Genomic DNA, 12356 nt, shown 5'->3' with positions numbered 1-12356 from the left:
TCGCTGCCAAGCAGTAGAGGGCATTGGTTTTCTCACAGCGACAGCATTGGTGATGGCTTTTGTGAGGGGCGAGTTCAAAAGCAGTGACTCGTACATTGCATTCCTGGGAATGGATCTACGAGTTAATGATTCCGGACAGAAGAATGGACGCCGCCGCCTTACCAAGCGAGGTTGCTCAGAAATTCGTCGCTTATTGCATAACGCTGCGATGGCTGCCAGCAGATCTGCCGCTTGGAAGGGACTTTATGAACAGCATCTGAGCACGGGTAAAGCAACGACCCAAGCTCTGGTAATCCTGGCAAGAAAGCTCGCGCGGGTGGCATTCGCCCTGATGAAAAATCAGGACGAATACGTCACCAAAGGGGCGAAACTGGCTTGCTGAGAACCATAGAATCTCCCACAGGGGATTGGGCTGGTCTTTAGATTTTGAGCAAGACAGTTGCTCCCACAGGGATTGGGCTGGCCTTTAGATTTTGAACAAGACAGGCACAGCCCCCAGTGCTGAGGGCCGTTACGCCCTATGTGGACCTACGCTCAGACCGCCAGCCGCGACGTTGAGCCGATCACCTTCTCCAGCACACTGAAATCGATCCACTCGCGCACATCGAAGCGCTGCGGGATGAACCCCCAGCGGTGGAGGAATTCGGTGAAGTCCTGCAGCGCCTCGATCGAGCGATTGTCCAGGGTGGTGCGCAATCGCCGGTGGGCATCCTCGCCATAGGCGGCTGCCACCCAGTACTCGCTGGTGTTCAGCTCACGGGCCAGAAAACGCCGGGTCTCCTCGGGGTTGGCCCAGGCCCATTGCTCGGTGCGCAGCACCGTATCGACCAGGGTCACGCTGGCGTCGAAATGCTCGTGCAGCAAGTGCGTATCGACCGTCAGGGTCCGCGCCGTGCCGTTGTTGCTGCGAATCAGCGGATCGGGATGGCTGCCAGTATCGACCACCACGCGCAGGCCGAACTCGTGGGCCAGGCTGACCGCGTGCGCACCCTTGAGGAAGATGGCGTCGATATCGCCGCGCAGCAGGCCGATCAGTTCGTTGTTGCGCCGACTGAAGCGGCTGGTGCCCAGGCTGACGGCGGAGCTGTGCAGGTGGTGTTTGGGGTCGTCGCTGTAGGTGCCGCCGTAGGGATAGTCGACCAGCTCCACATCGGCCACCGACAGGCCTTCGAGCTTGAGTGCGTTTTCCAGGCCGCGCAGGGCCTGGGCGCGGGTGAAGTCGATCTGCACGTTGGCCCATTTCGGCAGGCCGAAGCGGCGATTCTTCAGGTCACGGATCGAGCGCACGCTGCTTTCTTCGGTGGTGAGAATCAGCTGGACCTCGTCGATCCACGACAGCCCCAACACCCGGGTCTGGACGCCGCTGGCATAGGCCCAGATCGCCGGGATGCTGCCGCCGTGGCGCACCGAGTTCTGCAGGTGATGGTCGTAGTGGGCTTCGCGTACCTCCCGTTCGCTGGACTCGCGCAGTGATTGGATATTGGTGCCGAACGGTTGAAACGCCTGGGCCAGGCGTCCGGACTGCACGGCGATGCCGAGCCCGGTGGGCACCGGGCTGTGGGTGTACCAGAGGGTTTCCAGTGGCTTGCTCATAGGGCGACGGAGGTCCTTTCCATGGCAGAGGTGTTGGCCAGCAACGCGTCCAGTGGGCCGCGGTCGATCCAGTCGCTGACCGTGAAACTGGCGGGGATGAAGCGCCAGCGCTTGAGGAAGTGGACGAAGTCCTGCAGGGCGGCGAGGGCCTGCTCGTCCAGGGCTGTACGCAGGCGCAGGTGGGCATCGTTGCCATAGGCGACGCTGACCCAGTACTCGCTGCTGTTGGTTTCGCGGGCCAGGTAGCGGCGGGTTTCGTCAGGGTGTCGCTGGGCCCAGTCTTCGGCGCGCAACACGGCGGCGAGGATCGTACGGGCGACCTGCGGATGCTGGGCGAGCAGGTGGCTGTCCACCGCCAGGGTGCGCGGGGTGCCGTTGTTGCTGCGCACCAGCGGGTCGGGATGGGCACCGGTGTCGATCACCGTGTGCAGGCCAAAGGCATGGGCCAACTGTACGGCGCTGGCACCCTTGAGGAAGATCGCGTCGACCTCGCCACGCAGTAGCCCGGCCAACTCCAGATTGCGTCCGGCCGTCTGGGTGGTGGAGACCGGCGTGCCGGCCACGTTACGCACCGGGCGGTCGCTGAAGGTGCCGTCGTAGCGGTAGTTGACCAACTGCACATCCCCCACCTGCAGGCCCTCGAGGCGCAAGGCGTTTTCCAGCCCGCGCAGGGCCTGGGCGCGGGTGAAGTCGATCTGTGCCGCGGCCCAGTCGGGCAGGCCGAAGCGCCGCCCTGCAAGGTCCTTGACCGTGCGGATGCCACTGCCCGGAAGGCTCAGGATCAACTGCGCCTCGTCTGCCCACGACAGGCCGATCACGCGGGTTTCGCGGCCTTGGGCGCGGGCCCAGATCGCCGGGATGCTGCCGCCATGGCGCACCGAGTTGCGCAGGCTGTGGTCGAAGTGCGATTCGCGCACGGCCTGGTCGTCGGCTTCGCGCAGCGACTGGACCTGGGTGCCGAGGGCAGACAGGTCGGCCTGCAGCCAGCCTTGCTGGACGGCGATGCCAAGCCCGGTGGGAACCGGACAGCGGGTGTACCAGAGGGTGTCGAGGGGATGGCTCATGGTGAGGTCTCTGCAAGGATTCAGGCGCGGGCCTTGAAAGGGGTGGCGGCCGGTTGCTGCACCAGCGGCAGCACTTCCTGACCGATGCGCAGCGCCTCTTCAAGGTGCGGGTTGGCGGCCAGGATGAAGGTGGAGAAACCGGCATCGCGGTATTCGGCCAGGCGTTCTGCAATGTTCTGGTGGCTGCCGACCAGGCCTACGGTAGGGCCGGGCTTGGCCTTGGCGAAACCGGCCCAGAGGTTGCGGGCCAGGATCAACTCGTCGAAGCCTGCCAGGTGCTGGTGATAAGCGGCCTGGCGTGCGCCGCCGACAGAATCGGAGCCGGTGATGAAGCGTTTCGCCGTGCTGCTGGCCGTGCCCTCCAGGCGCTCGAACTGCTGGCGCAGCTCGCGCCAGGCCTGGTCTTCGGTCTCGCGGGCGAACAGGTCGACACGCAGGCCGAAGCGCACACTGCGCCCTTGCTTGTCGGCCAGTTCGCGAACCCGCTCAAGGTGCGGTTTGAGCTTGTCGATCGGCTCCGCCCAGTTCAGGTACACGTCGGCGTGACGCGCGGCGACCTCCAGTGCCGCGTCGGAGAACCCGGAGAAATACACCCCCGGCTTGCGCTCGTGCTGCAGGCCCGGCGGCAGGCTGCCGTGCTCCAGGCGGTAGATGTCACCCTGATAGGAGAAGCTGTCGTTGGCCCACAGGCCCTGGATCACGTCGAGGAATTCGCCAGTGCGCTTGTAGCGCAGGTCGTGCTCGAGGAAGTCGCCATTGGCGCGCTGGCTGGCGGGATTGCCGCCGGTGATGATGTTCCAGTCCAGCCGCCCACCGCTGAGGTTCTGCAGGATCGCAGCCTGTTGCGCAGCGTAGGCGGGCAGGGTCCAGGTGGCCTGGAAGGCGATCAGGAAGCGGATGCGTCGGGTCTCGCGCGCCAATGCCGCCGCCGCGATCCACGGCTCCGGCCCCGTGGGCAGCAGCGCCCCTTCGAAACCGGCCAGTTCGGCGGCCTTGGCCACCTGGGCGATGTAGTCGATGTAGCTGAAACCGTCGGCTTCGCCACTGGGCAGGCGCCCAGGCGCGATGTTGCCGGGGCGGTGCCGGGGGGCGCCACGGTTGTGGCGGTCGGTGGACAACTGCGGGCCGTCGGTGCCCAGCGGCAGGCGCCAGAAGAATTCGGTGGACATGGGGGCTCCTGTGAGCAATGAGCGAATGGATGCAGAGGTGCAACGGCTGTGCCATTGCCGCGGCGCACCCCGTGGGGCGCGGGCTCGGGCGATGCGAGGGGCGCGGGGTGCGTCTGTGGCAACACCCCGCCAGCAATGGTTGCTGGGGGAGCAGCAGGGCGCTGCGGTGCGCCGTTGCCATCCCCCGAGGCCCTGCACGTGCGACTTCAGGGTTGCGAGGGTGTTTCGAGCGCTGCGGCGCTGCGCATGTAGGCGTCATGCAGCGCTGTATAAGCGCCATCCAGGGCCAGCAACTGCCCGTGCGATCCCTGCTCCACAACCCGTCCATGGCGTACCACGGCAATCCGGTCGGCATCGCGGATGGTTGCGAGGCGGTGGGCGATGACGATCGCCGTACGCCCTTCGCACAGGCGTCGCAGCGCCTGCTGGATGCGCCGCTCGGTATGTACATCCACCGCTGAAGTGGCTTCGTCCAGCACCAGTACTGCTGGGTCGGCCAGGTAGGCCCGCACCAGGCACACCAGTTGGCGCTGGCCATGGCTCAGGTGCGAGCCCAGTGCGCCGACTTCGGTGTGGTATTGCTGCGCCAGGCGCTCCAGCACCTCGTCAGCGCCCAGCTCGCGCGCCGCGGCAATCAGCTGGGCGTCATCAGCCTGCGGTGCGGCCAGGCGCAGGTTGTCGAGAATGCTGCCGCTGAACAGTACGTTGTCCTGCAGCACCACCCCGACATTGCGCCGAAGCTCATGCTGCGACAGGTGGCGCAGGTCGATGCCGTCCAGCTTCACCGCGCCAGCGTGCACGTCGTAGAAGCGCGTCAGCAATTGCACCAGGGTGCTCTTACCATGTCCGGAGGGGCCGACGATGGCCAGCACCTGGCCTGCGGGCACATGCAGGTCCAGGCGGTCGATCACCGGCCTTGTGGCCTGGGGGTGATAGGCGAATTCGACCTGCTCGAAATCCACTTGCCCACGCGCCCGGCCCAGCGGTCGAGGGCGGTCCGGGTCGAGCAGTTGCGGGCGGGTGTCGAGCAGCAGAAAGATTCGCTGGGCCGAGGCGGAGCCTGTGGCGTAGCGTTCGAACAGGTCCGACAGCTCCTGCAGCGGGCCGAGGAACAGGAACACATAGAACAGGCTCTCGGCGACCTGGCCGACGCTGACCGTGCCTTGCGCCAGGCCATGGGCGCCGACCAGCAACAGCACGGCCATGCCGGCGGTGCTGAGCAGTGCGGTGAAGGGGGCGAACCAGCCTGCGCGCAAATTGCCGCGAATCAGCGCCTGGTTGAAGTCCTCCAGCAGGCGCCGGTAACGCTGTGCATTGGCCGTTTCCTGACCGCACTGCTGGATCAGCCGCACGCCGTTGACGCTCTCGACCAGGTGCGCCGTGAAGCGGCTTCGCTGCTCGGCAACCTTTGCCCAGTTGCGCTGGGAGATGCGCTTGAAGCGCCAGGTCGCCAGCACCAGCAGCGGCACCGTACCTGCCAGGCTGAAGAAGAAGCTGGGCTCGATGCGCCACAGCATCACCGAGGCCAGGCCGCAGCGCAGCAGGGCGCCGAGCAGCTCCGGCGGACCTTGTACCAGCAACGGTTCCAGGGCATCCACGTCACGGTCGGCGCGGGAGATGATGCGCCCGGCGCGGGTCTGGTCGAAGTAGCTCACCGACAGTGCCTGGACATGGCTGAACACCTTCACCCGCAGATCGTTCAGCACGCGGATCGCCGCGGAGCCTGCGATGAACTGCGACACCCCCGCGAGCAGGAAACGCACCAGCCAGCTGGCCGCCAGGGCCAGGCCCAGCCACAGCACCAGGCGTTCGTCCAGCAGCCAGTGGTCGCCGTCGTGGATCAGCCCACGGTCGAGCAGCTCGCGCACGAACCATGGCCGCAGAAACACGGTGAACACCAGCAGCAGCTCGATACCGATCACGGTCAGGATCGCGCTGCGGATCGGCCGCATCAGCGGCAGCAGGCGGTGCAGCATGCCGCGGTCCAGGGCCTGGCGGGCGAGGGTCTGTTCGATCTCGAGCTCGCTCGGGGTCTTGCGTGGCTCAGTCATGCTCGATCCCCAGCAGGTCGCGGTAATGGGCGTTGTGCGCGCTGAGTTCGGCGTGGCTGCCGCTGGCGGCGATACGGCCGTTGTCCAGCACCAGCACGCGGTCGGCGAGCAGCAGGGTGGAGAGGCGGCTGGTGATCAGCAGCAGGGTGGGGGCGTGGCCCTGATCGCCGCGCAGGCGGCGGATGTTGTCCAGTACCCGGCGCTCGGCGTGGGCGTCGAGGGCGCTGGTGGCGTCGTCCAGGCACAGGATGTCCGGGGTGCCGAGCAGCGAGCGGGCCAGGCACAGGCGCTGGCGCTGGCCGCCGGAGAGCGTTACACCACGGTCGCCCAGCGGTGTATCCAGGCCATGGGGCAGACGCTCCAGGATGTCCTCTGCCGCAGCCAGTCGCAGGCCCTCGCGCAGTTGCTGGTCGCTGGCGTTGGGGGCTGCCAGTCGCAGGTTGGCCGCCAGGCTGTCGGAGAACAGGAAGCTTTCCTGGGGCAGCACCTGCACGCGACGACGCAGTTCTGCCAGGTCCAACCCACGCACATCCTGCCAGCCGTGGTGCTCGGAGCCGATCAGCACGGCACCGCCCTGAACATCGGCCAGGCGTGGCAACAGGCTGGCCAGCAGGCTTTTGCCGGTGCCGGTGGCGCCCACCAGCGCGACCACTTCGCCGGGCTGCAGGGTGAGCGAGCAGTCGTGCAGGATGTCACGTCCGCCGTTCGGCGCGCCGACCCGTACCTTCTCGAACTTCAGGCCCAACGGCCCTCGGGGCAAGGCCTGAGGGCCGCTGCTGATCGCTGGCGGTTCGTCGAGCAGTTGCCAGATGCGCTCGGCGCTGGCACGGGCGTCGGCGAAGGTCTGCATGACCCGGCCGATGCCCTCGATGCGAAATACCAAGGTCGTGGCCAGCAGCAGCGAGGTCACCAGCTCGCCGATTGCCAGCCGCCCGTTCGCCACCAGGTGAGCGCCATGGACCAACACCCAGGCGTGCCCCAGCGCCACCACCGCCTGCGGCAGGGGAATGCGCGAGGCGGCGTAGGCGAGGGCGGCACGGGCATGCCCGGAGAACACTGCCACCTGCGCGGCAAAGCGTTCGATGCGTGTCTGTTCCAGGCCGAAGGCCTTGATCACCCGCACGCCGCCGATGCCTTCGGCGAGGTCCTGGCTGACCTGGTCATAGGCGGCACCTACGGCGCGGTCGAGGGTGACCAGGCGCTCGGTCTGTACCACGAACAACCACAGGCCGACACCGGTCAGCAGCAGCGGTACCAGGCCCAGCAGCGGGTCATACCAGGCCAGCAGGCCGACCACCGCCAGCACCACCAGGGGTGTTTCGACGATCTGCCGCCAGAAGGTGATCAGCGCATCGCGGACCTTGTCGGCATCGCGGGTGGTACGGGTCACCAGTTCGCCCATGCCATGCTGCCAGTGGTAGCCCAGGTGCAGGGCCTGTACCTGTTCGAGGATACGTTCGCGCAGGCGCGTGAGCAGCGCCTGGCTGAGCACCAGCGACAGTACGGCAGCCGCGTACTGCAGCAGGCCACGGCCGAGGGCGATGGCCAGCAGCAGCCACAGCCAGTACCAGGCGACACTGGCGTCGAGGCTGCCGTCGGCCTGGCGAACCACGGCGTGACCGGCGCTGACGTCGTTGACGGCATGGCCGATCAGCCATTGCTGCCAGACCAGGCCGAGGTTGCCGGCGATGTAGAGCAAGGCGACCAGAAGAAAGCGCCAGGGCATCTCGCGGTAGATGGCCAGGGCGCGCAGCAGAGGGTGGGGCATACAGATGTCCGAAGGGAGTGGATGTGTCGGCCACGGCACGGGCTTGCCCCGCGACGTGGCCGCTGCGGATTCAGCGGCGCGTCGCGCCCTGGGCCTCCTTGGCATTGAGAATGGCGGTGTACTCGCCGGGATCCGCGCCATTGAGGTAGTAATTGCCGACGTTGTGCAGGCGCCAGCGGATCGGATCGTGAGTGGTGTGCACCCGCGCGTTGCGCCAGAAGCGATCGAGGTTCCACTTGCTCAGGCTGGCGCTGGCACCCAGCAGCGAGAACAGGTCGCTGGCGATGTTCAGCGAGGCGCTGTCGGCGTGGGCGCGGGCGGTGGCCACCGAGAGGATCAGTTCGTCCTGCAACGCCTTGTTCTCCGGGTCGCGCTCGTGTTCGTCGAACACCCGTGCAGCATCGCGCAGCACCGACTCTGCCCCGCGCAGGGCCACGGCGTATTCGCCAATCTGGCGGATCACATGGGGCTCGTCACTGGCCCGTTCGACGCCGCTTTCAACCCAGGCCCGGGCATGCTCGCGCAGGTAGGCGGTGGCCGCCTGCAGGGCGCCGGCGGCGATGCCGGTGTCGATGGCCGCGTGGAGGATCTGCGGGAAGGTCAGGCCGGTGGGCTTCATCGGCCCGTTACGGCGCGAGAGATAGCGCTCGTCGAGGACGATGTCTTCGAAGTTGACGGTGCCGCTGACCGAGTTCTGCTGACCGAAGGCGTCCCAATCGTCGATCAGTGTCAGGCCTGGCGTATCGCGCTGCAGCAGCACGCCGACGCCGCCGTCGTCGCTGGCGGCGGTCAGCGAGATCCACTCGGCCAGATAGGCGCCGGTGGAGTAGAACTTGCTGCCGTTGAGCACCAGCTTGCCGTCCGCGCGGCGCTCGACGCGGGTCTTGAGGGCGAACTTGTTCTTGCCGCCGACCTCGGCCAGGGCATTGCCCAGGCGCTTTCCAGCCAGCAGGTCGGCGACCAGGCGATCGCGTACTTCATCCGGATAGCCGCTGACGACGCCGCGCAGCATGACGTTGTGAATCTGCAGCAATTGGCCCACGCCACCGTCGGCGACCGAGATCAGGCGTACGGTTTCGACAAGGGTGGCGACGGAGGCGCCGAGCCCGCCGAGTGCCGCAGGCACGCCGATGGCGGTGAGGCCGCTGCTGGACAGCAGCTCAGCCTGGCGGCGTGGGAGTTGGCCGTTGTTGCGTGGGTCGGCAGCGATGGCGGCGATTTCCTCGGCGACCTGGCGGGCGACTTCGATGGCCTCGGTTTCGTGGGTGATGCGGCGGATGTTGCTCATGGGGAACCTCGGTGGTGTGTCAGGAAGGGCGGTGGTGTGCGTTTCGCGGGCAAGCCCGCTCCTACAGGTACGGCGCCGTTTCCAATGACGGCGAGGTTCCTGTGGGAGCGGGCTTGTCCCGCGATGGGTCGCGCAGCGGCCCCACGCTCTGCCAGACCTAGAGCAACTTCTTTGCCACACCGCCGAAACCCTTGCGGCACAAGGCTTACAGCGCTACTCACAACGTCGATTGCTGCCCCAGCAACACCCCCATCCCGGCCACTGCTGATCTGGCAGCAGCCACCCCGCAATCCTGCCCGCCAATCAGCACTCGTCCCCCCGAAGCCTTGGCCTGGGCCCCGTGATTCGGGGCCTGCAGCCGTTGGCACGGGCGCTGCAATAGCGCTGTCACGACCCTCAAGGAGCGACCCCATGACCCTCGCCACTGCCCCTGTACTGCCAGCCGCCGACACGCGTCTGGAGCGCATCTGGTTCACGCGCTGCCCCGTCCCGACCGCTTCGGGTATCGCCTACAAGCTCGGCTGGCTAAACGAAGAATTCGCCGCCGACGGCCTGCCGGTGGAAACCCTGCAGGAGGCCCGTCAGCTCGGCCAGCATCACTATGATCACCAACTCCCCGGGCTGTTTCGCGAAGGCGGCAACCTGCCGGCGCTGGCGGCCCGTGCTGCCGGTGCACCGAGCCGGCTGATCGGCCTGACCTGGATCGAGGAATGGCAGACCATCCTGGTACGCCCCGACTCGGGCATTCGCAGCGCCGCCGACCTGCGCGGCAAGCGCCTGGCACTGCCGGCCTGGGGCGACAATCGCCCCGGCAGCATCGCTCGGGCCATGAGCCTGCATGGCTACAAGGGGGCCCTGGCCTCGGCCGGCCTGAGCCTGGACGACGTGCACTTCAAAGAGGTGGCGCTGCTCGACCAGACTCGGGCCGAAACTCCGCAACTGGGCCTGCAGCGCCTGTGGTCCGGCCTTGATTACCTGGCCCGCGGCGAGGTGGATGCGGTCTACGTCAAGGGCGCAGCCGCCGCCGATGCCGCGCGGCGCCTGGGCCTGGTGGTCGGTGTCGACCTCGACGCACTGCCTGATCCGCGCCACCGCATCAACAACGGCACGCCAAGGCCGATCACCGTGCACCAGAGCCTGCTCGACGATCACTTCGATCTGGTGGTGCGCTTTCTCGCCCAGACCCTGCGTGCCGCCCAATGGGCTGCAGGCAACCGCGATGCGCTCAACGCCATTCTCGAGGAGGAAACCCGCGCCGGCAGCCAGGGCGTGGCCGAGGCGTACCGCGGCGATTTCCACACCACCCTGGCGCCGGACCTCTCGGCGCAACGCCTGGACTACCTGGACGTGCAGAAGACCTTTCTCAACCTGCATGGCTTCCTCGAACGCGACTTCGACCTCGCCGACTGGGTCGACCATCGCCCCCTGCAAGCTGCCCATGAATTGCTGGCCCAGCGCCGCGCCTGATACCGGAGACCTGAGATGACCGTACTGATCAACGAGCAAATCGACCTGGACACCTTCGTCGACCACGTGGTGGCCGAGGCCGAAGCGGCCTTCACCGTGTTCCGTGAAACCCACACCATCACCGCCAATGGCACCGTCGGCTTCATCGAGCGGGTGCCTGGCCAGGAGCTGCTGGTGTCGGTGAACTATGGCGGGCCGTGGAAGCGCCACCAGCCGCTGCAGGCCAGTGTCAGCGACTTCGCCGGCAATGTGGTGCGCGGTAAGGCCAAGGGCGGGCTGGGCCGCTACACCAAGCTGTTCCAGACCCACGCCGATGTCACCACCGTGTCCCATGTGCACAGTCCCTACCTCGGCGCCTGGGCCCAGACCCACCGCACCTTGCCGTTCCACTACGTGCCGGTGCAGCGCTACCAGTTGGCCCGCGAGCTGCCGGTCTACATCGACCGACGCCAGGCCGAGGTGGACTTCATCCTCGACAAGATCGCCGAGAACCCCTTCAACCTGGCGATCCTGGAGGCCAACGGCGGCGCTACGGTATGGGGCAAGCAGGGCCTGCGCGCCACCGCCGAGTTCATCCTGCTGCTGGAGGAGGGCGCGCAGATCCAGTTGCTGGCCGACGCGCTCGGTGGCTCGCGCCCCTATGGGCCAGGGGTGCTGACCCAGCAATGGAAGATGAGCGGCCTGTACGAGCGCGCCACCGAGCTGGGCCTGGTGCCGGGCATCGACCGTCGCAACTGAGCCGTTCAATTTCTCGCAAGGAGCACGCCCATGGCGGTCAAGATCCTCTGGTACCTCACCACCCCCGACGGCCCCTATCCCTGGGAGCCCCAGGGGCGCTGGAACACCGATTTCCAGCACCTCAAGCAACTGGCCGTGGCGGCCGACCGCCTTGGCTACTATGGCGCGCTGCTGGGCTCGAGCCCGAACGAAAGCCTGGCGGTGTCGGCCGCGCTGATCGATGCCACCGAGCGCTTGCGTTTCCTGGTGGCCCAGCACCCCGGCGAGCTGTCGCCTGCGGTGCTGGCCAAGTGGGCGCTGACCTTCGACCAGTTCTCCAATGGCCGCCTGCTGTTCAATGTGGTCAACGGCAACGATGCGGGCCTGGCGACCTTGGGCGTGCATTACCCGCACGATGAGCGCTACGACTTCAGCCTGGAGTACTGGCGCGCGTTCCAGGGGTTCTATGCAGGCGAAACGGCAGGCTACCAAGGGCGTTACGTCCAGCTCTCGCCGCGCTCGCCGGCAGCGGCCAGCCACCCGCTGGGCGGCTGGCATCCACCCAAGCAGAAACCGGGCATCCCGCTGTGGGGCGCCGGCACCTCGGTGCCGGGGGTGGCCCATTCGGTGCAATTGCTCGACGTCTACCTGAGCTTTGCCGATACCCCGCAACGATTGGGGGACAAGTTCCGCCGCGTCGCCGCCGAAGCGGCGAAGATCGGCCGCGAACTCACTTATGGCACGCGCCTGCAAGTGATCGTGCGCGAAACCGAGGAAGAGGCCTGGGCCCACGCCGAACGCCTGCTGCAACGCACGTCGCTGGCCACCGCGCGGGCCTCCATCGAGCGCCAGCTACCGCCGGGGCAGACCCTGGAAAGCTTCGTCAGTGACGACCCACGCATCCAGCGCAACCTCGACAGCATTCGTGCCGGGCGCCTGCCGAGCGCGCGGGAGCTGGAGATTCATCCCAACGTCTGGCTCGGCCCGAGCCTGTTCGGCTTCAACATTCTCGGCCCGGCGGCCGGCACGTACCTGGTGGGCAGCGCCGAGCAGGTCGCCGAGCGTATTCGCGAGTACGAGGCGCAGGGCACATCGGCCTTCATCCTTTCCGGCTTCCCGCTGATCGATGAAGCGCAGCGGGTCGCCGACCTTCTGTTCCCGTTGCTGGACCTGGACCACGGCTTCGAAGTGCCGCGCCTGGGCGCCGCACGCCAGGCGGCGGTGGCGCAACCGGCATGA

The 12356-nt window shown here is 67.1% G+C and carries 10 protein-coding genes; 4 read left to right on the top strand and 6 right to left on the bottom strand.

The features are described from left to right. Nucleotides 1–382: transposase (locus tag VA602_RS01450; protein ID WP_323452285.1), on the top strand; the 382-nt coding region annotated here is incomplete at its 5' end. Nucleotides 383–534: 152 nt separating this feature from the next. On the opposite strand, the gene VA602_RS01445 is transcribed toward VA602_RS01450, so the two are convergent. The 6 genes from VA602_RS01445 to VA602_RS01420 all read right to left on the bottom strand — a co-directional run bounded on the left by VA602_RS01445 (nucleotide 535) and on the right by VA602_RS01420 (nucleotide 8933). Then, a complete protein-coding gene (locus VA602_RS01445) occupies nucleotides 535–1593 on the bottom strand; it encodes an ABC transporter substrate-binding protein (RefSeq protein WP_323452284.1) in 1059 nt (352 codons plus the stop codon). After that, nucleotides 1590–2657: an ABC transporter substrate-binding protein gene (locus VA602_RS01440; protein ID WP_065862624.1), complete on the bottom strand. Its 1068-nt coding sequence runs from the start codon at nucleotides 2655–2657 to the stop codon at nucleotides 1590–1592. Before VA602_RS01440 ends, VA602_RS01445 begins: the two co-directional genes overlap by 4 nt. A gap of 20 nt (nucleotides 2658–2677) precedes the next feature. Beyond that, nucleotides 2678–3826, bottom strand: a complete 1149-nt coding sequence (locus VA602_RS01435; protein ID WP_323452283.1) for an LLM class flavin-dependent oxidoreductase — start codon at nucleotides 3824–3826, stop codon at nucleotides 2678–2680. 206 nt (nucleotides 3827–4032) lie between these two features. Further along, a complete protein-coding gene (locus VA602_RS01430) occupies nucleotides 4033–5877 on the bottom strand; it encodes an ABC transporter ATP-binding protein (protein ID WP_323452282.1) in 1845 nt (614 codons plus the stop codon). Further along, on the bottom strand, nucleotides 5870–7645 hold the full coding sequence (locus VA602_RS01425) for an ABC transporter ATP-binding protein (RefSeq protein WP_323452281.1): 1776 nt from the start codon (nucleotides 7643–7645) through the stop codon (nucleotides 5870–5872). Before VA602_RS01425 ends, VA602_RS01430 begins: the two co-directional genes overlap by 8 nt. 70 nt (nucleotides 7646–7715) lie before the next feature. Next, entirely contained in the window at nucleotides 7716–8933 is a 1218-nt protein-coding gene (locus VA602_RS01420; protein ID WP_323452280.1) for an acyl-CoA dehydrogenase family protein, read from the bottom strand. A gap of 411 nt (nucleotides 8934–9344) precedes the next feature. Between VA602_RS01420 and VA602_RS01415 the strand changes: the two genes are divergently transcribed. The 3 genes from VA602_RS01415 to VA602_RS01405 are packed head-to-tail and all read left to right on the top strand — an operon-like array spanning nucleotide 9345 to nucleotide 12356. Beyond that, on the top strand, nucleotides 9345–10400 hold the full coding sequence (locus VA602_RS01415) for an ABC transporter substrate-binding protein (RefSeq protein ID WP_125929672.1): 1056 nt from the start codon (nucleotides 9345–9347) through the stop codon (nucleotides 10398–10400). A gap of 15 nt (nucleotides 10401–10415) precedes the next feature. Continuing rightward, nucleotides 10416–11138: a class II aldolase/adducin family protein gene (locus VA602_RS01410; RefSeq protein WP_323452279.1), complete on the top strand. Its 723-nt coding sequence runs from the start codon at nucleotides 10416–10418 to the stop codon at nucleotides 11136–11138. 30 nt (nucleotides 11139–11168) lie between these two features. After that, complete coding sequence (locus VA602_RS01405; protein ID WP_323452278.1) at nucleotides 11169–12356, top strand: LLM class flavin-dependent oxidoreductase; 1188 nt, start codon at nucleotides 11169–11171, stop codon at nucleotides 12354–12356.

The organism is Pseudomonas machongensis, from assembly GCF_034961125.1.
Taxonomy (GTDB): Bacteria; Pseudomonadota; Gammaproteobacteria; order Pseudomonadales; family Pseudomonadaceae; genus Aquipseudomonas; species Aquipseudomonas machongensis.
Note: the sequence above shows the minus strand (reverse complement) of the source record. Positions and strands in the feature narration are given on the sequence as shown.

What these genes read in the sequence shown, in the direction of transcription:
- VA602_RS01445 (WP_323452284.1), bottom strand. Translation starts at nt 1,593, where the DNA reads ATGAGCAAGCCACTGGAAACCCTCTGGTACACCCACAGCCCGGTGCCC.
- VA602_RS01440 (WP_065862624.1), bottom strand. Translation starts at nt 2,657, where the DNA reads ATGAGCCATCCCCTCGACACCCTCTGGTACACCCGCTGTCCGGTTCCC.
- VA602_RS01435 (WP_323452283.1), bottom strand. Translation starts at nt 3,826, where the DNA reads ATGTCCACCGAATTCTTCTGGCGCCTGCCGCTGGGCACCGACGGCCCG.
- VA602_RS01430 (WP_323452282.1), bottom strand. Translation starts at nt 5,877, where the DNA reads ATGACTGAGCCACGCAAGACCCCGAGCGAGCTCGAGATCGAACAGACC.
- VA602_RS01425 (WP_323452281.1), bottom strand. Translation starts at nt 7,645, where the DNA reads ATGCCCCACCCTCTGCTGCGCGCCCTGGCCATCTACCGCGAGATGCCC.
- VA602_RS01420 (WP_323452280.1), bottom strand. Translation starts at nt 8,933, where the DNA reads ATGAGCAACATCCGCCGCATCACCCACGAAACCGAGGCCATCGAAGTC.
- VA602_RS01415 (WP_125929672.1), top strand. Translation starts at nt 9,345, where the DNA reads ATGACCCTCGCCACTGCCCCTGTACTGCCAGCCGCCGACACGCGTCTG.
- VA602_RS01410 (WP_323452279.1), top strand. Translation starts at nt 10,416, where the DNA reads ATGACCGTACTGATCAACGAGCAAATCGACCTGGACACCTTCGTCGAC.
- VA602_RS01405 (WP_323452278.1), top strand. Translation starts at nt 11,169, where the DNA reads ATGGCGGTCAAGATCCTCTGGTACCTCACCACCCCCGACGGCCCCTAT.